Origin of the sequence: Mesorhizobium sp. L2C084A000 (genome assembly GCF_000502875.1) — a bacterium.
Lineage (GTDB): Bacteria > Pseudomonadota > Alphaproteobacteria > Rhizobiales > Rhizobiaceae > Mesorhizobium.
In genome coordinates, this window is sequence record NZ_AYWX01000003.1 from 12,135 (window position 1) to 35,830 (window position 23,696).

The window sequence follows — 23,696 nt, forward strand, 5'->3', positions numbered from 1 at the left end:
ACGAAAAAGCCTGAATCCTCTCCGCCGATCTGGCTTGGTGGGAAGTAGGGTGCTTGTCTTTGAGTCTTGCTGAGAGATAACGCCCTGTCGCGGTGCGGAAACAAACTTTCGGCAAGTGGGGTTTATGCAACCAATTGCATTTGAACCGGTTTTAGGGCCATTGCCGTGGCGGTGACGCCGCTCAGTGCCCGCTTACGGAATTTTCAATGAATATTCAGACGAATCCTGCCCAAATCGAGAAGACAAGCGCAAGCTTCCCGGCCATTACCGAAGAGCCGATCCGTTCCAATTACCTGCCCGAAGAGCGCCTTCGGCTGCTTGGCGAAAGCCTGGCAAAAGGCGACCTCACGGACCTGTTCGGCCTGACGCCCTTTGATTTTCAGGCCCGTATCCGGGACAGCGCCAAGAAGATTTTGGAAGTTTACCGGTCGACCAATGCTGCGCAGGCGAGGGGCGAGACGATCACGCCGGCGGCACAATGGCTGCTCGACAACAATTACCTGGTCGAAGAGACCATTTTCCAGGTCAAGCGCGACCTGCCGCGCCGGTTCTATCGTCAGTTGCCGACGCTGAAACTGCCTGACAACGGCACTGTGCCGCGCGCGCTGGCGCTGGCCTGGACCTATGTGGCGCATTCGGACAGTTCCGTTTCGGCGACGATGTTCAAGTCCATCGTCCAGGGTTTCCAGTCGGTCGAGCCGCTGAAGATCGGCGAACTCTGGGCGCTGCCTTCGCTGTTGCGCTTCGTCCTGATCGAAAATCTCCGCCGGCTGGCCGTCAGGGTCAATCGCACCCGCCAGATGCGCCAGATCGCCAACGATGTGGCCGACAAGGTCCTGGCCACCGACGACAGCGCCGACCGGCAGTCGATCCTGTCCAACTTCAGCGCCCACGCGCAGGACACCACCTTCGCCACCCAGCTGCTCTATCGCTTGCGCGATGGATCGCAGAATGCCGGCAAGGCTCTGGAATGGCTGGAAGGCGAGCTCGAAAAGACCGGCTCCGATGCCGAGGAAATCATCATTTCCGAACATCACACGCTGTCCAGCGGCAATGTGACGACGGGCAACATCATCCGCGGCCTGCGCCTCATCAACGACGTCGACTGGACGGTGTGGTTCGAAGGCGTCAGCCGCATCGACACCGTGCTGCGCGAGCGCACCGATTTCGCCGCGCTCGACTTCTTCTCGCGCGATCAGTACCGGACCGCGATCGAGGAATTGGCGCGCCGCTCGAACCTTTCGGAATATCGCGTTGCCGAGATGGCCATCGAGTTGGCCGGCCACGCCGCCAGCGATGGTGACGGCGACGCCGTTTTAACCGGGTCCGCCCACACCGATGTCGGCTTCTTTCTCGTCGGCCCACGCCGGCTGGAGCTGGAGAAGGCGATCGGCTATCGGCCCACCATCAGCCAGACAGTCAAGCGTGCCTTCCGCAAGACCGGCTGGCTCGGCATCGTCGTGCCCGTGTTTGCGCTGACGGCGCTGCTTCTCGTTCTGTCCGGCAACGCGCTTGCCAATCTTGGCCTGTCGGTGCCCTCGATCGTCCTCATGCTGGCGCTTTTTGCCGTGCCGGCCAGCGAGGGCGCGCTCGCCTTCTTCAACACGGTCGTATCGCTGTTCCTGAAACCGACGCGCCTCGTCGGCTACGATTACCGGCACGGCGTGCCGCCCGAGGCGCGCACGTTGGTGGTGGTGCCGTCGCTGATCGGCTCGCGCGACGATGTCGAGGAAAACATCCGCAACATCGAGGTGCATCATCTCGCCAACACGGCCGATGAAATCCATTTCGCGCTGCTGTCGGACTGGCCAGACTCGAAGACCGAGATCGATGCGGCGGACACCGAAATCCTCGAATTCGCCCGTGCCGAGATCGCTCGTCTCAACGCCCGCTATCCCTCCGAAGGCGCGCCGCGTTTCTACATCCTGCACCGGCGCCGGCTCTTCAACGCGGCGCAAGGAGCCTGGATGGGCTGGGAGCGCAAGCGCGGCAAGCTGCACGAGCTCGATCTTCTGCTGCGCGGCGACAGCGACACCACGTTCCTGCCGCTCGACGTGCCGCTGCCGGAGAACGTCGTCCATGTGATGACGCTCGATGCCGACACGCGCACCACCCGTGACGCGGTCGCCACCCTCGTGGGCAAGCTCTGCCACCCGCTCAACCGGCCGCATTTCGATGCCAGCAAGCGCGTCGTCACCGCCGGCTACGCGATCCTGCAGCCGCGCATCACCGCGTCGCTGACATCAGGCGACGATGCGTCGTTCTTCCAGCGGGTGTTTTCGGCAAATCGCGGCCTCGACCCTTATGTCTTTGCCGTGTCCGATCTCTATCAGGACGTCTTCGGCGACGGGTCCTTCACCGGCAAGGGCCTCTATCATGTCGACGCCTTCGAGGCCGCGCTGCAGGGCCGCATCGAGGAAAACACCATCCTCAGCCACGATCTGCTGGAAGGCGCGCTGGCGCGCGCGGCGCTGGTCACCGACGTCGAACTGGTCGAGGACTATCCGACCCGATACTCGGTCGACGCCTCGCGCCACCATCGCTGGGCGCGCGGCGACTGGCAGCTGCTCGGCTTCATGCTCGATCCGCGCTCCGGCGTGCCGGCGCTGTCGCGCTGGAAGATGATCGACAATCTGCGCCGCTCGCTGACGCCGATCTTCTGGGTGATGGCGGCGATCGCCGGCTGGACGCTGCTGCCCTTCACGCAGGCCGCGCAATGGCAGGCCCTGCTGATCCTCAGCCTGTTCATGGCGCCGACATTCGACATCGTCAACGCCATCCTGCCCAAGAGCGGCGACCAGACGCCGCGCGGTCATTTCTCGGCCTTGGCACGCGACGTCGCCTTCGGCACCGCCATGGTGGCGCTGAAGATCGTGCTGATGGCGCACAACGCCTGGATGATGGGCGATGCCATCGTGCGCACGCTCTACCGGCTGTTTGTCAGCCGCCAGAACCTTTTGGAATGGCGCACCGCCTCGCAGGCGCACAAGGCGGGCGACAACGATGTCGGTTCCTATTACGGCATGATGTATGGCGCCGTGATCATCGGCTTCGTCGGCCTTGCCATTCCGGTGCTGGCCGATTCGACCGGCGCCTTCGTGGCCTTCTTCTTCGCCCTGTTCTGGATTGGCTCGCCGGCCATCGCCAGCTGGATCAGCCGTTCGGCTGAAACCGAGGATCGGCTGCGCATATCGCAGGCCGACATCCACACGCTGCGCACGGTGGCGCGGCGCACGTGGCACTATTTCGAAAGCTTCGTGACGGCAGAACACCACCATCTGCCGCCCGATAATTTCCAGGAAAGCCCGGCGCCGGTGGTGGCGCCACGCACCTCGCCGACCAATATCGGCGTCTACCTGCTGTCCGTCGTCTCCGCCCGCGACTTCGGCTGGATCAGCCTGTCCGACGCCATCACCCGCATCGACGCCACCATGGCGACGATCGAGGGCATGCCGCGTGAGCGCGGTCACCTCTTCAACTGGTACGACACGACGACACTGAAGCCGCTCTATCCGCTTTACATCTCGGCTGTCGACAGCGGCAATCTCGCTGGCCATCTGGTGGCGGTGGCGGCGGCCTGCGCCGAATGGGCCGAAGCGCCCTCCGTCCATCTCCAGGGCGATTTCGAAGGCATTCTCGACACGGTCACCATCCTCAGCGAAAGCCTCGATGATTTGCCCGACGACCGCCGTCAGTTGCGCCCGCTGCGCCAGCGTCTCGCGGACCGTCTCGACGGCATGCGGCGCGCTGTCGACACCATCAAGGCGCAGCCCGAAATGGCGTCGATCCGCACCATCAACCTGGCTGTGCTGGCCGGCGAGATCCGCAAATTGGCCACCGCCATCCATACCGAGGCTGTGTCGCCCCAGAGCGACGTCATCGTCGACTGGGCGGCAAGGCTGGAAGCCACCTGCGAAGCGCACGTCCATGACGCGCACAGCGACGACAATGCCGTCGAGGCGCTGCGTGCCAAGCTGCTCACCTTGCGCGAGCGCACGCGCCGCTACGCCTTCGAGATGGATTTCTCCTTCCTGATGCGGCCGGAGCGCAAGCTGTTGTCGATCGGTTACCGGGTCGAGGAGCACCAGCTCGACGAAAGCTGCTACGACCTTCTGGCTTCCGAAGCGCGGCTGACCAGCCTGTTCGCCATCGCCAAGGGCGACCTGCCGACCGAGCACTGGTTCCGGCTTGGCCGGCCGATCGTCGAAATCGGTTTCCAGGGCGCCCTGATGTCCTGGTCCGGCTCGATGTTCGAATACCTGATGCCGCCGCTGGTGATGAAGGAGCCGCAGGGCTCGATCCTCAACCAGACCAGCAAGCTGATCATCAAGCGCCAGATCCAGTATGGCCGCCAGAAGAACGTGCCGTGGGGCATTTCGGAGGCCGCCTACAATGCGCGCGACCGCGAACTGACCTACCAATACACAAATTTCGGCGTTCCAGGTCTCGGGCTGAAGCGCGGCCTTGGCCAGAACACGGTGATCGCGCCTTACGCCACCATACTGGCGGCCCAGTTCAATCCGCGTGAAGCCGTGCTGAATCTCGCCCGATTGCGGGAGATCGGGGCGCTCGGCCGCCACGGTTACTACGATGCCGTCGACTTCACGCCGCAGCGCGTGCCGGAAGGCACGGATCATGTCGTCGTCCAGAACTACATGGCCCACCATTCGGGCATGTCGATCGCGGCGGTTGCCGACGCCATCTTCGAAGGTCGCATGCGCGACCGCTTCCACAGCGATCCGGTCATCGAATCGGCTGAACTCTTGCTGCAGGAGAGGGCGCCGCGCGACATCCCGACCGCGACCGTCAGGACCGAGGCCGACGAACGCTCCAAGGACGAGACCGAAGTCGACAGCCCCGACACCCGCATCGTGCTCAATCCGCTGCAGTCGCTGCGGTCGACCAACGTCATGTCAAACGGCCGCTATTCGGTGATGGTCACCGCGACCGGCTCGGGCTACAGCCGCTGGGGCGATCTCTCCGTCACACGCTGGCAGCCGGATCCGACCGAGGACCGGCTCGGCTCCTACATCTTCCTGCGTGACGCAGGCTCAGGTGACTGGTGGTCGGCTACAGCCGAACCGAAGCGCGCCGCCGAGGAAAAGGCGCAGACCTTGTTCTCCGACGACAAGGCGAGCTTCGTCAAATCGGTGGGCACGTTGCGCTCCGAGGTCGAATGCATCGTCATCTCGGAAGGCAATGGCGAGGGCCGTCGGGTCACGCTCTACAATGACGGTCCGTCCGACCGTCACATCGAAGTGACCTCCTTTGCCGAACTGGTGCTCGGCCTGGAGGCGTCCGACAACGCGCATCCGGCCTTCTCGAAGATGTTCGTGGAAACCGAAATCTCTGCGAACAACGCGGCGATCTTCGCCACGCGGCGCAAGCGCGAGACCAGCGAGCCCGATATCGCCATGGTGCATTTCGTCACCGATCCGTCCGGATCGGCGCGCGATGCCGAGGCCGAGACCGACAGGCGCGCCTTCATCGGCCGTGGCCGTACCATCGTCGATGCGGCCGCTTTCGACCCGGGCGCCAGGCTGGGCGGCCATTCAGGCTTTACGCTCGATCCCGTCGCGTCGCTGCGCCGCCAGGTGCGCGTGCCGGCCAACAAGAAGATATCGCTGACCTTCTGGACCGTCGTCGGCGCTGGCCGCACCGAGCTGGACGAAGCCATCGCCCGCCTCGACCATCCGGAGAGCTTTGCCCGCCAGGCCATGCTTGCCTGGACGCGCAGCCAGGTGCAGACCCGCCATATGGGCCTCAGCCTGACCGATGCCGCCAACGTGCAGAAGCTGGCGCGCTACCTGATCTATCCGGATCCGTTCCTGCGTCTTCCCGCAGAATCCATCGCCTCCGGGCTGGGCAAGCAGTCGAGCCTGTGGCCGACAAGCATTTCCGGCGATTTCCCGATCTTCCTGGTCAGGATCGGCGACGTCGCCGATCTTGAAATCGTTGCCCAGGCGCTGCGTTTCCAGGAATATATGCGCACCCGCGGCATGATGATCGACTTCGTCGTCGTCAACGAGCAGGCGTCCTCCTATGTCCAGGACCTGCAACGGGCGGTCGAGACGCTGTGCGAAAACAGCCGCCTGCGCGGCAAGGAGCTCGGACCGCGCCAGCACATTTTCGCGGTGCGCCGCGACCTCATGGACGAGACCACCTACAAGACGCTGCTCGCTGTCGCCCGGGTGGTCCTGCACACGCGCAATGGCACCATCTTCGACCAGATCGAGCGCGCCGAGGCGGCGGCTCTGCAGGCGCGGGACGCTCTGGCAGCATTGCCGATTCCGCGTGAATTGCCGTCGCCGACACCCACGACGCATGCTCCTGCCTCGCAGGCGGTGGCAAATGTCAGCGCCGATGGCAGCGGGCTCAGCCAGTGGAACGGCTTTGGCGGTTTCGACGGCGACGGGCGGCACTATGTCGTGCGCCTGGCCGGCCGGCGCACGACGCCGCAGCCGTGGATCAACGTCGTCTCCAACGCCTCGTTCGGCTTCCATACCTCGGCCGAGGGCGCCGCCTTCACCTGGAGCCGAAACAGCCGCGACTACCAGTTGACGCCGTGGTCGAATGATCCGGTCTCGAACCGGCCGGGCGAGGGCTTCTATATCTACGATCAGGCGAGCGGCAAGGCATTCTCGCCGCTCGCCGCCATGGTGCGCGATCCCTCGATGACCTACGAGGCCTGGCATGGCCAGGGTTTCTCGACCTTCCGCTCGAAGCGCGGACCATTGTCGATGGATCTCACCCATGTCGTCGATCCGGTCGATCCGCTGAAGATCTCACGGCTGCGCATCCAGAATTCCGGCTCGGTGCCGGCGCGGCTGCGTGTCTATGCCTATGCCGAATGGGTGCTCGGCGGGCACCGGTCGCGCACGGCGGCAACCATCGTCCCGTCGCGGGATGCCGCCAGCGGCGCGCTGCTGGCACAAAACCCCTACGGGCTGGATTTCGGCGAGCGCGTTGCTTTCCTCGCGGCCGACGGTGGCGTCCATTCGGTGACAACAGACCGATCGGAGTTCCTGGGCCGGCATGGTTCCAGCGAGCTACCCCAGGCGGTGCTGAGTGGTGCGGCGCTGTCTGGCCGTGTCGAGGCCGGTGACGATCCGTGCGCGGCGATTGCCCGCGATGTCGAGATTCCGGCAGGCGGCGACGTGACGCTGCTCTGGCTGCTCGGCGACGCCGAGTCCGCCGAGGAGGCGAGCGCGCTGGTGCAGGAGCACCGGGTCAAGGATTTCGACCAGCGGCTGGCCGACAATGAGCGCGAATGGCGCGGCTTCCTCGACACCATCCAGGTCGAGACGCCAGACAAGGCGCTCGACGCAATGGTCAATCACTGGCTGCCCTATCAGAGCCTGGCCTGCCGCATCCGTGCCCGCTCCGCCTTCTATCAGGCCAGCGGTGCCTTCGGCTTCCGCGACCAGTTGCAGGATACGCTGGCGCTGCTGGCGCATGACCCGCAACTGGCGCGCGACCAAATCCTCAACGCGGCGCGGCGGCAGTTCCCCGAAGGCGACGTGCAGCACTGGTGGCTGCCGCGCACGGGTGCTGGCGTGCGTACGTTGATCTCCGACGACGTGGTCTGGCTTGCCCACGCCACGGCGCGCTATTTGCTGGTCACCGGCGATGCCACCATCCTGAAGGAGCAATTGGCCTTCATCGATGGACAGCCGCTGGGCGAGGGCGAGCACGATGCCTTCTTCACCCCGGAAATCTCGAAGAAGACAGCGTCGCTCTACGACCATTGCGCGCGTGCGCTCGATCTCGCCATCAAGCGCAGCAGCCCCGCGGGCCTGCCGCTGATCCTCGGCGGCGACTGGAACGACGGCATGAACCGCGTTGGCGAGCAGGGCAAGGGCGAGAGCGTCTGGCTCGGCTGGTTCCTGCTGAAGACGCTGGGCGACTTCGCCCCTGTCGCCAAGGCCGAGGGCGACGCCAAGCGAGCACAGGCCTGGGCAAAGCATGCCGATGTTCTGAAGCGGGCGCTTGAGAGCACCGCATGGGACGGCGAATGGTACCGGCGCGGCAGTTTCGACGACGGCACCCCTTTGGGGTCTCGCAACTCGCAGGAGTGCAAGATCGACTCGATCGCCCAGTCCTGGAGCGTGCTTTCGGGAGAGGGCGATCCGGCACGGTCGACGACCGCGATGGAGCAAGCAACGAAGCTGCTCGTCGACGACAAGCTGAAGATCGTCAAGCTGTTCACGCCGCCCTTCTCGAAGACGGAGAAGGACCCGGGTTACATCAAGAGCTATCCGCCCGGTGTGCGCGAGAATGGCGGCCAGTACACCCATGCCGCCACATGGTTCGTCATCGCGCTTGCCGAGATGGGACAGGTCGACGAGGCCTATCGCTGTTTCTCGATGCTGAACCCCGTCAACCATGCGACCGACGAGGCCACGGCCGAGCACTATCGTGTCGAGCCCTATGTCGTGGCGGCCGATATCTATGCCGGCGACGACAATGCCGGCAACGGCAAGGGCGGCCGTGGGGGCTGGACCTGGTACACCGGCTCTGCCGGCTGGCTCTACAGGGCTGCGGTCGAGGGCATTCTGGGCATCGAACGGCGCGGCAAACGTGTCCAGTTCAAGCCGAAGCTGCCGAGCCACTGGAATGGGTACTCGGCAAATCTCAAAATGCTGGGAGCGGAACTCAGGGTTCGCGTCATCCGCGACAATAAGGCCAAGGCCGTGTCGCTGGAGGTGAATGGGACAAAGACCAAGGTTTCGGCAGTCGAACTGAAGGACGGCGAAGTTGCCGAGGTGGTCATCCGGATCCCGGCTTAATGCAATGTTGCTCAAAAACTATGCGCTCGGGCCTGGGATCCGGGGCGCGACTTTTGCCGCCACGGCGGGATGAGAGGCCGTCCCGCCTGGCGTTGCCGCCTGCCGATTGAAGGACATGCCACCGAGGAGTGCATGAAATCAAAGGCTTGAGGCGTCCGACAGGGGCGCCACGAGCAGTGAGAGTTTGGCCTCCCTTCACCTGGAAGGGCGCCCTGCAGCTTTGTTTCGCTCTATACTTCGCAAAAGGCGATTTCGGCCTTAGTCATCCGCCCGACATTGTTGCTGATTAAAATTGTGGCAGCACGTGCCAACTGCCATGATTTCGCCGCATGCCTGACATTTTACCTGTCTTCTCAAACCGTTAGGTGATCACGGCAGATTTCGGAACGTCGCCATCTTTTGTTCGCTCTAAGGGAACTGAAGGGGTACACGGCCATTGTTTTGCGACGTATCAACCGGTACGAATAAAATGATGCAGTGCACAATAAACAGCGTGGCGGAGTAACTGGGGTGACCCTTCTGCAAATCTACTGGCGAGCTCTCGGTTATCTGGCCGCGGACAGGAAACGCGTTGCGTTGATCTGTTCGGCCAACGTGGCTCTCGCCATCGTAGCGCTTCTCGAGCCAATTATGTTCGGTCGCGTCATCGGCGCCATCTCCGAGCGTGGCTCTGTCTTCACCACGCTGGTCATGTGGGCCGGTCTCGGCGCCTTCAACATCGTTGCTTTCGTCATGGTGGCGCGCGGCGCTGACCGCTTCGCCCATGCTCGGCGCAGCGAAGTGCTGTGCCAGTCCTTCGAGCGTGTGATCACCATGCCGCTCGCCTGGCACCATCAGCACGGCACCTCCAATGCGCTGCACACGATGCTGCGCGCCGTCGAAACCCTGTTCAGCCTTTGGCTCGAATTCATGCGCCAGCATCTGTCCACGGCTGTCGCCCTCGTGCTGCTGGTTCCGACCGCGATCAGCATGGACCTGCGCATGTCGCTGGTGCTGCTTGGCCTCGGGCTGCTTTATGTCGGCATCGGCCGGATGGTCATGCGCCGCACCAAGGCGGGCCAGGCTGCGGTCGAGCGTCACTACCACAAGGTGTTCGCGCATGTGACCGACTCGGTCAGCAACGTTGCGGTGCTGCAGAGCTACAATCGCCTCGGCCACGAGGCCGATACGCTGCGCCGCTACGTCAAGAACCTGCTCGACGCGCAGAACCCCGTGCTCGACTGGTGGGCGCTGGCCAATGCCTTGCACCGTCTGTCATCGGCAATCTCGATGCTGATCGTGTTGTCGATCGGCTCCTATCTCGTCACTCATGGTCAGTTGGGTGTCGGCGACGTCATTGCCTTCACCGGTTTTGCCACGATGCTTATCGCTCGCCTCGACCAGATGTCGGCTTTCGCGAACCAGATTTCGGAGGCCCGTGCCAAACTTGAGGATTTCTACCACCTCGAGGACTCCGCGGCTGATGCCGCCGAGCCGGACGGCTTGCGCGATCTTGCCAACGTCACCGGCCATGTCCGCTTCGAGAATGTCGGCTTTGAGTTCGCCAATTCCGGCCAAGGCATCGACGACGTGTCCTTCGAGGTGCAGGCGGGCCAGACCGTCGCCATCGTAGGCCCGACGGGCGCCGGCAAGACCACGCTCATCAACCTGCTGCAGCGTGTCTTCTCGCCGTCCCATGGCCGTATCCTGATCGACGGCATCGACACCCGCACCGTGACCCGCAAGTCGGTGCGCCATTCGATCGCCACCGTATTCCAGGATGCCGGCCTGCTCAACCGCTCGATCGAGGACAACATCCGTGTTGGCCGCGCCGATGCAAGCAATGACGAGATCCATGCCGCCGCCAATGCGGCTGCCGCACAGGACTTCATCCTGTCCAAGAGCAATGGCTACGACACGGTGGTTGGCGAACGTGGCGGCCAGCTGTCGGGCGGCGAACGTCAGCGCATCGCCATTGCCCGCGCCGTGTTGAAGGACGCACCGATCCTGGTGCTCGACGAGGCGACCAGCGCGCTCGACGTCGAGACCGAGGACCGCGTCAAGGAAGCGATCGACGAGTTGCGCCGCGACCGCACGACCTTCATCATCGCCCACCGCCTGACCACCGTTCGCGACGCCGATCTGGTCGTGTTCATGGACAAGGGCAGGGTGGTCGAGATGGGCGGCTTCACCGAGCTGTCGCTGCGCAATGGCCGCTTTGCCAGCCTGTTGCGCGCCGGCGGCCTGCTCAACGACGAGGAAGTCCGCCGCCTCAGCCGCACCGTACAGCAACAGCAGGAAGCAGCCGCCTGAGCTTCTTTCTCCGACCTCCCCTTGTGGGAGGTCGGACCATAGGTCCAGGTGAGAGTACAGGCACGGCCGCCCCAATTGCGTCTGCGACACCACGCTCGATTGCCCCGAACGCCGCGGCGGTTTATGTAGAAACGCATGAGCGACACGACTTCACGCCTGACCGGCTGGATGGATCTCGCCAACCCGACGCGCTTCGTCGGGCTGGCGGACAAGGTCGTGCCGTGGCTGGCCACGATCGCCACACTCATCCTCGCCGTCGGGCTCTATATGAGCTTCGCCGCGCCTGAGGATTTCCAGCAGGGCATAACCGTCCGCATCATGTACATCCACGTGCCTTTCGCCTGGCTGGCCATGATGTGCTACACGCTGATGGCGGTCTCGGCGCTGGGCACGCTTGTCTGGCGGCACCCGCTGGCAGATGTCGCGCTGAAATCCGCAGCCCCCATCGGCGCCGTCTTCACCGCGCTGGCGCTGATCACCGGTTCGATCTGGGGTAAGCCGATGTGGGGCACCTGGTGGGTCTGGGATGCGCGTCTGACCTCGGTCTTCGTGCTGTTCCTGATGTATCTCGGCATCATCGCGCTGACCCGCGCACTCGACGACGCAAGCCGCGCCGCCTGGGCCGCCGCCATCATCACGCTGGTCGGCTTCATCAACATCCCGATCATCAAATTCTCGGTCGACTGGTGGAACACGCTGCATCAGCCGGCCTCGGTGTTCCGCATGGGCGGCTCGACCATCGATCCCAGCCTGCTATGGCCGCTACTGGTGATGGCGCTCGGCTTCACCGTGCTGTTCTTCGCGCTGCACCTGATGGCGATGCGCACCGAAATCCGCCGCCGCCGGGTGATTGCCACGCGCAGGGTTGCGGCACGGCAGGCCGAGCGGTCCGCCAACTGACGCGCGTCGACTGTAATTTTCGCTTTCGCCAACGTCTATCTCTGAGCAGTGAGTGGGGCGCTGAAGCTGCTGATCTCCCCACTTGAGGGGGAGATGGCCGGCAGGCCAGAGGGGGCGCTGTCCCGCCGGCGTGCTGAAGATACTGCGGCGTTTCGCTGGCCTTGACGATGACCCTCACCCCATCCTTCCCCGCGCCGCCACGGGCAACGTTTCCAGCACCGTGTCGCCGTCGACCAGATTGACCTCGTTGAACAGGTTTGTGACGACGCAGCAATGGTCGGGCACGACACGCACGCGCTCGCCGATGCGCAGCTTGCCGTCGCCCGAAAGCGTGACGGTGCCGTGCTCCTCGCTCAGGCCCGTCACCCGCGCTCCCGACACGCCGAGCAACTCGCCAAAATCGGCGAGACCCAGCGTATCGCTGGACAGCGCCTTGCTCCCGGCATCGAGGATAGCGCGCGTCGCTGTGGGATGGCTGACCACCGTCGACAGCACCGTTAGCGCGCAGTCGTCGAGGCCGCCGACGCCTTTGGCGACCTGATAGCGGTCGAGATAGATGTAGGTGCCTGGACGATACTCCGTGACAACAGATGTATCGCTGGAGCGCCACATATCCGGCGTGCCGCCGCTGGAGATGCGTTCGCAGGCGAGGCCCGACGCGGCAAGTGCCTGCTTGGCCTCGGTGAGCCAGGCTTCGGCCTCCGCTGCCCGCCCGGCGGCCGGGTAGGTCATCAGTCCGCCGAAGGCGAGGCCGCCGGCTCTGTCGATCTGTCTTGCCAGCGCGACCGCTTCATCAGCCGACTGCACGCCGCAGCGGCCCATGCCGGTGTCGCATTCAACCAGCACCTGCAAGCGATGACCGGCATCGGTGAAGGTGGTTGCCAGCCCTTCGAGCGTCTCCATGCTGTCCGCTGTCACCGACAGGGTGACGCGCCCGTGCAGCCCCAGAAGCCGCTCCAGCTTGGCGCGCCCAAGGATGTTGTAGGGAAGAAAAATATCGGTCAGCCCGGCATCCGCCATCACCTCGGCCTCGCCAATCTTCTGGCAGGTGATGCCGACGGCGCCGGCCGCCACCTGCTTCTTCGCCCAGTAGGGCAATTTGTGCGTCTTGATATGCGGCCTGAGCTTCAGCCCGTTCTTGTCGGCATGCGCCTGGGCGCGGGCAATGTTGGCTTCCGCGCGCGTGGTGTCGATCAGGATGGATGGCGTATCGAGATCGTGAACGGTCGGCATCATCTTTCACCCCATGAGGAATCCGCGGGTTTTATGGCCCTGAAAATCCGTGATGTCACGCGGCCAGCGAAGCGGATTTGTGGTCCATGCGCCTAAGCGCAACGCCGGACAGGCGGCGAGATGGATCGACACCGCATCGACGTTCGGCTATGCGATTTGCCAGACAAATCGATACGAAGGGATCATGATCATGAAGCGCTCCGCCATCAACGACATCATCCGCGAAGCCGACGCTTTCATCCGCTCGTTCGGCTACATCATGCCGCCCTTCGCCTATTGGTCGCCGCAGGAGGCGAAGGCGCGTCAGGTCGACTCGTCGGCCGTATTCACCTCGCGGCTTGGCTGGGACATCACCGATTACGGGCAAGAGAAATTCAGGGAACTCGGCCTGTTCCTGTTCACCGTTCGCAACGGCCGCTACGAGGACATGAAGAAGGGCATGGGCATGCTCTATGCCGAAAAGATCATGATCTCGCGCAAGGACCAGCTGTCGCCGATGCACCGCCACAACATCAAGGCCGAGGACATCATCAACCGTGGCGGCGGCAAGCTGGTGCTGGAACTGTTCATGCATGACCGCGACGGCGGCATCGATCCCAAGGCCGAGGTCTCGGTGCCGGTCGACGGAACCATCCACAGGCTGCCTGCGGGTGGGCTCCTGAAGCTCGACCCGGGCCAGAGCGTCACGCTGCTGCCCGGCGTCTGGCATGCCTTCTGGGCCGAGGGCAAGGACGTGCTGATCGGCGAGGTCTCGACCGTCAATGACGATCTCACCGACAATGTGTTTCGCGAACCGATCGGCCGTTTTTCCAACATCGACGAAGACGTTGCCCCGATCCACCTGCTGGTGTCCGACTATGAGAAGTGGCTGGGGTAGGGGGCGCCGCCCCATGCCTTCGGTGACGCCAGCCCCACGATCGAAAGCGGGTTAGCCGGTAGCGCCTACCTACTGCGATCCTTGTTCGACCGATCCTGCCGCTTCGTCCTTGAAGACGACCTTTGTGCCTTTTTGCACTTCGGAGGCGAGGTCTTCGGCATCCCAGTTGGTCAGCCTGATGCAACCATGCGAGAAGGTCTTTCCGATCTTGCCTGGGTCCGGCGCCCCGTGAATGCCATAACTATCGATGGACAAATCGATCCAGACCGATCCCACCGGATTGTTTGGTCCGGCAGCGATCGTGAAGGGGCGCTTGGTCTTCACCCCCTTGAAGGCAAACTCTGGATCGTAGTGATAGGTTGGGTGGCGCACCACGCGTTTGACCTCTGCCTCGCCACTCGGCGCGGGCTTCTCCTGGCTCCCGATCGAGGCGGGGTACGTCGCAAGCACTTTGCCGGAAGGGTCGAGCACGCGAACCTGGCGAGCGCTCTTGTCGACCTCGACGTTCCCAATGTCTTGCGGCGGATCACCTCGGGCGACAGCTGGCACCAGCAGCTTTTGCCCCGCCTTTCTGAAGCCGATGCCGGGATTGAGCCGTTCAAGCAGCTGCTCGCTGATGTGGAAGCGCTCCGCCATCTTTTCCAAGGCATTGTGATAGGCGAGCCGGGGCAGGCGGGCCATCCTCTCCATGCGCGCCGGAATTCGCCTGGTGAACGGTCCACGCACATCCTTGCGCGTCAACTCGTAGGTCTCAAGCGCGGGGCGCGAGGATGTCGCGACCAGCTTGTCCCATGTCTCGCGGGTAAGCTTGCCGTCGGCAGGCAATCCGTTGGCCGCTTGAAACGCACTGACTGCCCGGGTGAAGTTCTCTGCTTGGCGGCCGTCGATCAGGCCTGGCGAGAAGCGTGCACGATCCAGGAGGATTTGCGCCTTCAGCACGGTCACACTGACGCCTTTCGCTTCGCTGCCGTCAAATTGGGCGTTGTTGACGGTGGCCGCGTCCAGTTTTGCCGCCGCCGTTGCATCGCATGCCATGACGAGCATGGCGGCCGCGGCAAGAACGAGCCTGATCATGGAGGTCACACTCCTGTATGAGCACCTGCTTCTATGACGTCGCACGGCCGATCTGGTTCCATTTCCCTGCATCTGAGTCCGGCTGCCGAGTGCCGATGCGCCGCAGCGAACCCGGACCAGGAGCACCCGGCGGTGGCGCGGGTGCATTGTTGATAAGGGTCCGCCATCATCAAGATGGATGGCGACTCTCGTCAGCGCCTGTGTTGGCAATGGGCCAAGGTCCCATTGAGCGCCTGTTTTCATAGGCTCAGTGACCGAGGAGAGCCAGGATGACATTTCCTGCCCAGAAGGACAGAAGACCGGCTCAACCAGCCGAGGATGAGCGCCAGGCACGGCTGGAGAAAACAGCCAGGCTCAAGCAGCTTCGGTCCTATGCTTCCTGGCTTTCGTCTGACCCAAACGCCCAGCTTCACGATGAGATAGACTGCTCCGTGCTGATCGACGAAGGCGTGGAACGACGCGGCATGGAGCCTTGGCTGATCGGCAGGTGACACGACCGGGCGGCGAGGTTTCCACCGCCAACGACGATCGGCCGACAATTTGTTTGGCGAGCCGATCGGCCGCAACAGTGGCGACAGGCTGACTTCGCGTCAGTGACAGCAGCCTTGCTGCGCGCTCGTCCTGCACAGGCAGGACGAGGTGATCGGCACATCCGCCTTGGCCATCGCCGCGGCAAGGCTTGTCTGCAATATCGGCAATTCATCAGTCTCGCCGCGCCGTTTCAGGCATTCTACCAGCCCGTGCAGTGCCCAGACATTGTTCGGATGTTGGGCGCAGCGCTGCACCGTGCCGCTCAGGCCCAGGTCGTCGCGATAGACCTGTTCTGCTTCTTGCGCGTTGCTCTGGTCGAGAAGCAGCGCCGCCAGCGCATGGCGCGGCGGGTGCATCCAGGCCCACGGTTCGGTGTAGGACAAATTGTCGTCAAGCTCGACCGCCTGCCGCAAATGGCCATAGGCCTCGTCATGCCGGCCCTGGTGGTACGCCAGCTCGCCGTCGAGCAGAGCGACACCGACAGCCAGCGAAGCCTGCGCCGGGTTGCTGAGGAAGCGCCGCTCGGGCGCAATACCTTTCAGATGCCGATGGAACTCTTCGCGCTCGCGCTCGGCCTCAGCAAATTGCCCAAGCGTCGCATGCGCGACGCCCTTGGCGTAGTGCTGCATGGCCGCCGTCAGCACATAGAGGCCGGGCTCCGCGGTTACAGGCTCGTCGATGATCTCCTGCCAGCGGCCGAAGCGCACTTGCACATGCGATTTCATCGCATGGTAGCCTTCCACCGTCTGCGTGAGCTTGGGCCGGCCCTGGATGGCGACCACCTCGCGCGTGACCAGGCTGCGCACTCTGTCGGCGGCCCACAGTGCAGGCCGGTACTGGCCCGACAACATGCAGGTAAACATCATCAGGTGCAGATCGTGGCAGCAGCCCAGCAAATAGTAGGTCGGCTCGTCCGCATAGGCCAGATAGAGGTCGTTGGCGCGCACCGCCTTTTCGCTGGCACGTTTGGCTTTCTCATACTCGCCGCACAGCACATAGATGTGCCCCGGCATGTGGTTCATATGTCCGGCATCGGGGCACATCTCGCCGAGCAGATCCGCCGAGCGCATGCCGCGCTCCGGCATGGTGGACATTTCCAGGAGATGAATGTGCAGGTGGACGATCGCCGGATGTTGTGCCGCGCCGGCTTCATCGGCAAGCCGGATCGACCGCTCGCAGACATCGAGCGCCTCGACGACATCGGAATTCGGAGCCGGCGCGCCGGTCTTGAGGTTCCACAGCCGCCGCACCGTGCGCATCATCAGCGCTTCGACCAGCAGTGCCATCACATCATGGTCGTCGGGAAAGTCGCTGTACACAAGCCGCATCGCGGCGGCATAGGCGTCACCCCACCGTTCGAATTCCTCGGGGCTCACCCGGTGCGGCTTCTGGAAGCGGGCGGCCAACGCCTCGATCAGCCGCTTCTCGATTTCGTTGGCGGCAACCGCATTGGCCCGCGCAAGCTGGACATGCTCGAAGCAGCGCTTGGCCGCGCTGCCGGCCTCGGCCTCGCCATGCTCCTTCCAGGTCAGATTGTAGAAAGGTCCGGCGGCATAGGCGATGCCCCAATGAACCATCGGACAGTCAGGATCCGTCTCCAGCGCCTTCTGAAAACACTTGATGCCTTCCTCATGGTTGAAGCCGTAGCACCAGTTGAGGCCGATATCGAACCAACGCTGGGTTTCTGCCGAGCGAGTGGAGATGGGGCGGCGGTAGGTGCCGAGGTCGAAGCGGTCCATGTCTTCCATTCAAGTTTGGGCTGTTGTTCTAGATATTGCCACCACTGCTAGCTGGTCCTTAAGCGGCGCTTCATTTTTGCCAGCCGGCTAGCTCTGGCAGGTCGTCGAGCCAACTTTTTTCCGTCATCAAGACATCGCCGGGCTGCGGGTCAGTGGCGTTTTGAATGAGCCAGTCCATCCACTTCCGATAGGCAGCCGGGTCCAACTGAGGCGGCAACACCTTGGCCTTGGCCAGCATGCGTTTGCGGAAACTCACCTGCCTGCGGAGTTTGGTCGTCGTGAATTTGATGGCCTTGCCCTGGTATTCGACCGTCCAGCGCTCATCGCCATGGCTGGTCAGCCTGTCGATGGCGAAACCGACGTCCACCGGCCTATCCCGCCACGGAAGCTCGATGGCATTCTTCCTCAGATCGAGTGCCCATCGCCTGTAGTCGGTTCCGGCACGCTGGGGCGGCAGCACCCCAGCCTGTTCGAGTATCTTCCTGCGGAAGGTCGGCTGCTTCTTGAGCTGGCCTGTCGTCAGCTCGACGCGATGCCCACGGAATTCGACATGCCATCGGATCCTCCCATTGCCGAAATACTTCACCAGCCTGTCGATGACGAACTCGTCATCGGAGAGCGTCAAGCAGCCCTCCTTGATGCTTTCGAAAATGTACTGGCTGTCAGTGAGCATGACGCGGCATTGTGCTGGAACCTTCATGAAGCTTAGCGAGTAGCACGCGCCGGCGGCAACGATCTTTTTCGCTCCGGGAATCTCGACCGGCTCAATTGCGGGCAACTGCGGGTAGCGCCCGTAAAAGCCCGGTACTGTGCGTAACTGACATAGCGATGCAGATGAAAACGATGCCAAATTGGCGTGCTAAATCATCGGTTTGCTTGTGGGATTTTGGCTGGGGAACCTGGATTCGAACCAGGACTAACGGAGTCAGAGTCCGTGGGTCTACCGTTAACCTATTCCCCAGCAGGCGCGGTCATGAACCGTGCGGGCCGAGCGGGCAAGCCGCTGTGAGCGCTGCCTTGTAGCCGCCAGCGGAAAATAGTCAAGCCTGCTCTGTGGTTCAATGGCAGGTTTCGTCAGGTGATTTCAGACACCACTCTTCAGATGCCGGCGCGCGGCCCCCAGTCCAATCCCGCGCCTCAAGGCTCCGTCCGGCTGAACTGCGAGCGTTCGAAGAACAGCACCACCCCCAGGCCCAGAATCAGCGGGATGATCAGGTAGAACAGCCGGAACACCAGCAGCGCCGCCAGCACGCCGACCGGATCCATGTCCGACAGGCCGGCGAGAAACACCACCTCGAACACGCCGAGCCCGCCCGGCGCATGCGAGATCTGTGCGATCGAGAAGGAGACGAGGAAGACGCCGAGAATGACGAAATAACCGGGATTGTGGGCTGCTGGCAGGGCAAAGAAGATGATCGCGGCGGCGGCCAGCAGTTCGATCGGGCCGATCAGCAACTGCCGGGCGACGATCGGCAGCGCCGGATAGTGGAGCTGAAAGCTGGCGATCTTCAGCGGGCGCAGATGCAGCCAGCTGCCGAAGACATAGGCGGCGACGAGCAGCAGCATCGCGATACCGGCCGCTTCCGACAGGCCATGATGAGCGATGCCGGAAAACCGGTCGAGTACCTCTGGCTCGAACACCAGAACGAGGCCAGAGGCGAGAATCGTCGATAGCACGAAGGTGATCCAGCAGATCGCCACCAGCACGCCGACATCCTGACCGGTCAGGCCTCTGGTGCCGTAGGCGCGATAGCGGATGACGGCGCCGGAAAACACCGAACCGCCAATGTTGTGCGACAGCGCATAGGTCGTGAAGGAGCACAGCGTGACGAACAGCCACGACACGCGCTTGCCGATATGCAGGAGCGCGATGTGGTCGTAGCCGGCAAGCGAGGCATAGGCGATGACCGAACACAGCGCGGCAAGGACCCAACCCCGGGTCGGAATGGCCGTGATACCGTCCCAGACGTCGTCGAGTGAAACGCCGCGCAGTTCGTGCCAGAGCAGCAGCAGCGAGAAGATCACGGCGGCGATGCCGACAACCGGCCAGAAATAGCGTCTCCAGTTCATTGCCTGCCAATTCATTGCCTGACTGCCATGCGTTGCGGGTCCGCTTCCTTTTCCGTGGCTGGTGGGAGGCCGGCTTGCCGGATTCTTCCGCTCATTTCAGAAATGCCTCATCGAAGCCGGCTATTCAACCGCGAACCCTTGTCGCAGCGGCGGCCGGCAAGATTTGTCCGTCGTGAGCGGCCGAAAGAGATGCCGGCAGGCGTAGCGCCGGCATCTGCGGCGTGCGGGTTCATTACGCGGCCGCACCGGAACGGCGGTTTGCGGCCTGCCGGCAAAATTCGGCACGCGGCTCTTGGTGATCGGGCGCGGCGCTGTTAGTCTGGCGGCAACTTAAAACACTGAAGCGCCTGCTGCGTCCATCATAGGTTCGCGCGGCGCCGGAAGGAACGACAGTGGAAGACCACGACACCGGCGCCGGCGCGCCGGAGGTGGGCGTGTCCAGCGCTTCCCAGGGGTCGGCTGGCCCGGGGAACGCAAGCTGGCAGCAACGCCGCCCGACGGAGCTCCGCTCCGCGGACGGGCAGGCGGGCGACGCACCCCACAAAGGCAAGCCCAAGAAGCGGCGCAAGCGAAGGCGCGGGCGCAAGGTTTTTGCGCGCGACGAAGCACGTCCCACGGAGAATCGATCGCCGGCGCCGGGCAAAACCGGTGTCCCGGCGGCGGAGTCCCACAGACCGGCGGAATCGATGGCCTCGCCCGCCGCTGTAGTGCCACGGCCGGAACAGAGCGCCCGTCGGCCGCCGGTCCAGGAGCTTCCGGTGTTTGCGGCTCTTGACCTCGGCACCAACAATTGCCGGCTGCTGGTCGCCGTGCCGACGCGGCATGGCCAGTTCCGCGTCATCGACGCTTTTTCTCGCATCGTCCGGCTGGGCGAGGGGCTCACCGCCAATGGCCGGCTCGGCCAGCCGGCGATGGACCGCGCGGTCGAGGCGCTGAAAATCTGCGGCGACAAATTGCGCAACCGCAAAATCAGGAAAGCCCGGCTGATCGCCACCGAGGCCTGCCGCACGGCCGAAAACGGCGTCGAGTTCATCGACCGTGTCGAACGCGAGGCCGGCCTGAAGCTTGAGATCATCGACCGCCAGACCGAGGCGCGGCTGGCGGTGTCCGGCTGCGGCTCGCTGGTCGAGCGGGACACCCAAGGCGTCGTCCTGTTCGATATTGGCGGTGGTTCGTCGGAAATCGCGCTCATCGATCTCGCTGGCCGCCGTTCGCCAAGGCTGGCCAATCATATCGTGTCGTGGACGTCGCTGCCGGTCGGCGTCGTCTCGCTGGCCGAGCGCTTTGGCGGTCGCACGGTGACGCGCGAGATCTTTGCCGCCATGGTCGACGACGTTGCCGGCCGGCTGGCCAGCTTCGACGGTCGCGATCGGCTGAGCCATCTCAAGGCCAGTCCGAATTTCCATCTGCTGGGTACGTCAGGCACTGTGACGACGCTGGCCGGTGTCCACCTTGAGCTCGAGCGCTATGATCGCCGCCGTGTCGACGGGCTGTGGATGGACCGCGACAGCGTCGATCGCATGGTCGAAAGACTGGTTGGCTGGGATTTCCAGCAGCGCTGCGCCAACCCTTGCATCGGTGCCGATCGCGCCGATCTGGTGCTGGCCGGCTGTGCTATCCTCGAAGCGATCCGCGCCGTGTGGCCGTCCGAGCGGCTGCGAGTCGCCGATCGTGGCCTGCGCGAAGGTATTTTGAGCGAACTGATGGCCGATGATGGCGTCTGGCGCAACGATGGGCGTGGCAGAGCGTGAGCCCGAACCGAAGAAATAAGCAATGACGAAGAAACCGGAAAAACCAGGGTCCGCCAGCATTCGTGTGCTGAAGACGCGGATCAAGAAGAAGAGCGGGCTGAAGGAATCGTCGCGCCGCTGGCTGCAGCGCCACATCAACGATCCCTATGTCCAGCGCTCCAAGGCTGACGGCTATCGCTCGCGCGCGGCCTACAAGCTGATCGAGATCGACGACAAGCATCATCTGCTGAAACCCGGCATGAAGGTGATCGATCTTGGTGCGGCCCCCGGCGGCTGGTGCCAGGTTGCGGCCGCGCGGACGAAATCGACGGCCGACAAGCCGCATGTCATCGGTATCGATTATCTCGAAATGGACGCCGTGCCCGGCGCGCCGGTGCTGTTGATGGATTTCCTCGATCCGCTGGCGCCGCAAAAGCTGGCCGAGGCGTTGGGCGGGGATCCCGATATCGTGCTGTCCGACATGGCGGCACCGACCACCGGCCACAAGCGGACCGACCATATCCGCACCATGCATCTGTGCGAGGTGGCAGCCGATTTCGCGCTGTCGGTGCTGAAGCCGGGCGGGCATTTCCTTGCCAAGACCTTCCAGGGCGGCGCCGAAAACGAACTGCTCTCCATGCTCAAGAAGAACTTCCGCTCCGTGCATCACGTCAAGCCGCCGGCGTCGCGGGATGAATCGGTCGAGCTCTATTTGCTGGCCAAGGATTTTAAAGGGCGAGAGGCCGGTCCGCCAGGCGGATCGGAACGTCCAGTGGACGTTCCGAAGGACTCGAGCGCCCGGAGCCATAGCGAGGGGCCGGAGGACGACGAAACGTAAAGCCAGCCGCATCAATTGCCGGGCGGGCTCACCGTTTCCAGCGTCTTGGGTGTTGTCAGCCGGCCGTGACCGGAGATGGCGTTGCCGGCATCGGGCGCCAGCCGGACGAAGGATAGCGATGCCGCCGCCGACACCGCTGCAACGATGAAGAAGGCAATGTGGAAGTCGTCCAGCGACAGCGGGCCGCCATGGATTGACGTCGATACTTCCAGGATTCCGCCGGCCAGCGCCACGCCGAGCGCGACCGACAACTGCTGGAAGACCGCGGTAATCGGCGTCGCCTTGCTGGTGTCTTCAGCCGAAACCTCGGCATAGGCGAGCGCATTGACGCCAGTGAAGAACATCGAGCGGATGAAGCCGCCGACGAGCAGCATGGCCAGCATCAAGAGATAGGGTGTGTCGGGTGTGAACAGGCCGTTGATGGCGATCGAGGCCGCGGCGACCAGTGAACCGACAACCAGAACGCGGCGGAAGCCAGCGACGCGGAAGATCAGCGCGGTGACGAATTTCATGCCGATGGCGCCGATTGCAGAGACGAAGGTGATCATGCCGGACTGGAACGGCGTCAGCCCAAAGCCGATCTGGAACATCAGCGGCAGCAGGAACGGCACAGCACCAATGCCGATGCGGAACAGCCCGCCACCAAGCACCGAGGAGCGGAACACCTGGTTGTGGAACAATTCGAGCGCCAGCAGCGGGTTTTTGGCGTGGCGCGCATGCAGCAGATAGAGCGCGCCCGATACGAGGCCGACCGCCACGGTGAGGACACCGACGATTGGCGGCAGATAGGGCAAGCTGACCACCGACAGGCCGAACACCACGCCGGATGCCGCCAGCCCGCTCAGCACGAAGCCGATGAAATCAAGTGGTGGGGTCTGCGCGGGTTCGGTCTCCGGCAGGAAACGCGTCGCCAGCCAGATGCCGATCAGCCCGATCGGCACATTGATCAGGAAAATCCAATGCCAGGTGAAGTAGGTGGTGATGAAGCCGCCGACCGGCGGGCCCACCAACGGTCCGACCAGCGCCGGAACGGTCAGCCAGGACATCGCCGCGACGAGTTCGCTTTTCGGTGTCGCGCGCACCAGCACCAGCCGCCCGACCGGCGTCATCATGGCGCCGCCGATGCCTTGCAGGAAGCGCGACACCACGAAAGCCGGCAGCGAACCGGAGAGGGCGCAAGCGATCGACCCGACGATGAAGACCGCGATCGCGGCGCGAAAGATATTCTTGGCGCCGAAACGGTCTGCCATCCAGCCGCTGATCGGAATGAAGATCGCCAGCGATACCAGATAGGCGGTCAGCGCCAGCTTGAGCGCGATCGGGCTGGTGTGGATGTCGACGGCGATCGCCGGCAGCGATGTCGCGATGACGGTCGAATCCATGTTTTCCATGAAAAGGGCGACCGCCAGTATAAGCGGAATGGTGCGGTTCAAGGAACGCGTCCAGACTTGAATGTTGCGTTGCCGGTTGCATGTCGGCCTTGAGGCGGGCGGTTACCATGCCTTCGCCGGCATGTCGCATTAATTTGCTGTCACTTTTGTGCGACCGGCAACCACAGGTCGCATCCTTCGCCGAAAAGTCACCTTTCCGGGAGCGTGAAATCATCGGCTTTTCATCGGCGCT

At 63.5% G+C, this 23,696-nt stretch carries 13 protein-coding genes and 1 tRNA gene; 7 read left to right on the plus strand and 7 right to left on the minus strand.

Going from position 1 to position 23,696, the window contains the following annotated elements; genetic code table 11:
• Positions 1-206: 206 nt before the first annotated feature.
• The 3 genes from X735_RS156975 (at position 207) to X735_RS156965 (ending at position 11,981) form a co-directional block, all read left to right on the plus strand.
• Positions 207-8,789 (plus strand): glucoamylase family protein, encoded by an 8,583-nt coding sequence (locus X735_RS156975; protein WP_023810178.1) that lies wholly within the window; start codon positions 207-209, stop codon positions 8,787-8,789.
• A gap of 510 nt (positions 8,790-9,299) precedes the next feature.
• A complete protein-coding gene (locus tag X735_RS156970; protein WP_023810179.1) occupies positions 9,300-11,081 on the plus strand; it encodes a glucan ABC transporter ATP-binding protein/ permease in 1,782 nt (593 codons plus the stop codon).
• 135 nt (positions 11,082-11,216) lie between these two features.
• On the plus strand, positions 11,217-11,981 hold the full coding sequence (locus tag X735_RS156965; RefSeq protein ID WP_023810180.1) for a heme ABC transporter permease: 765 nt from the start codon (positions 11,217-11,219) through the stop codon (positions 11,979-11,981).
• Positions 11,982-12,155: 174 nt separating this feature from the next.
• On the opposite strand, the gene X735_RS156960 is transcribed toward X735_RS156965, so the two are convergent.
• Positions 12,156-13,214, minus strand: coding sequence for a D-TA family PLP-dependent enzyme (locus X735_RS156960; protein ID WP_023810181.1), 1,059 nt, complete (start codon positions 13,212-13,214; stop codon positions 12,156-12,158).
• A gap of 190 nt (positions 13,215-13,404) precedes the next feature.
• Here X735_RS156960 and X735_RS156955 point away from each other — a divergent pair, with 190 nt between their 5' ends.
• On the plus strand, positions 13,405-14,091 hold the full coding sequence (locus X735_RS156955) for a D-lyxose/D-mannose family sugar isomerase (protein WP_013532294.1): 687 nt from the start codon (positions 13,405-13,407) through the stop codon (positions 14,089-14,091).
• A 69-nt stretch (positions 14,092-14,160) separates the two neighbouring features.
• On the opposite strand, the gene X735_RS156950 is transcribed toward X735_RS156955, so the two are convergent.
• Positions 14,161-15,408 carry a L,D-transpeptidase gene (locus X735_RS156950; protein WP_245273168.1) on the minus strand — a complete coding sequence of 416 codons (1,248 nt, stop codon included), beginning with the start codon at positions 15,406-15,408 and terminating at the stop codon, positions 14,161-14,163.
• A gap of 26 nt (positions 15,409-15,434) precedes the next feature.
• On the opposite strand from X735_RS156950, the gene X735_RS156945 reads away from it, so the two are divergent.
• Positions 15,435-15,656 (plus strand): hypothetical protein, encoded by a 222-nt coding sequence (locus tag X735_RS156945; protein ID WP_023810183.1) that lies wholly within the window; start codon positions 15,435-15,437, stop codon positions 15,654-15,656.
• Between the two features lie 99 nt (positions 15,657-15,755).
• On the opposite strand, the gene X735_RS156940 is transcribed toward X735_RS156945, so the two are convergent.
• The 4 genes from X735_RS156940 to X735_RS156925 form a co-directional block, all read right to left on the minus strand.
• The gene (locus X735_RS156940; protein ID WP_023810184.1) at positions 15,756-17,435 is read right to left on the minus strand and encodes a hypothetical protein; all 1,680 of its coding nucleotides are present in this window, start codon (positions 17,433-17,435) and stop codon (positions 15,756-15,758) included.
• Between the two features lie 70 nt (positions 17,436-17,505).
• Positions 17,506-18,108: a hypothetical protein gene (locus X735_RS156935; protein ID WP_023810185.1), complete on the minus strand. Its 603-nt coding sequence runs from the start codon at positions 18,106-18,108 to the stop codon at positions 17,506-17,508.
• A gap of 214 nt (positions 18,109-18,322) precedes the next feature.
• Positions 18,323-18,396: transfer RNA gene (locus tag X735_RS156930), tRNA-Gln, on the minus strand.
• Positions 18,397-18,572: 176 nt separating this feature from the next.
• Positions 18,573-19,505, minus strand: a complete 933-nt coding sequence (locus X735_RS156925) for a lysylphosphatidylglycerol synthase domain-containing protein (protein WP_023810186.1) — start codon at positions 19,503-19,505, stop codon at positions 18,573-18,575.
• Positions 19,506-19,897: 392 nt separating this feature from the next.
• Between X735_RS156925 and X735_RS156920 the strand changes: the two genes are divergently transcribed.
• On the plus strand, positions 19,898-21,256 hold the full coding sequence (locus tag X735_RS156920; protein ID WP_023810187.1) for a Ppx/GppA phosphatase family protein: 1,359 nt from the start codon (positions 19,898-19,900) through the stop codon (positions 21,254-21,256).
• A 22-nt stretch (positions 21,257-21,278) separates the two neighbouring features.
• Positions 21,279-22,073 (plus strand): RlmE family RNA methyltransferase, encoded by a 795-nt coding sequence (locus X735_RS156915; RefSeq protein ID WP_023810188.1) that lies wholly within the window; start codon positions 21,279-21,281, stop codon positions 22,071-22,073.
• Positions 22,074-22,084: 11 nt separating this feature from the next.
• Here the strand turns inward: X735_RS156915 and X735_RS156910 are convergent, their stop codons facing one another.
• Positions 22,085-23,506, minus strand: coding sequence for an MFS transporter (locus X735_RS156910; RefSeq protein ID WP_023810189.1), 1,422 nt, complete (start codon positions 23,504-23,506; stop codon positions 22,085-22,087).
• Positions 23,507-23,696 lie beyond the last annotated feature (190 nt).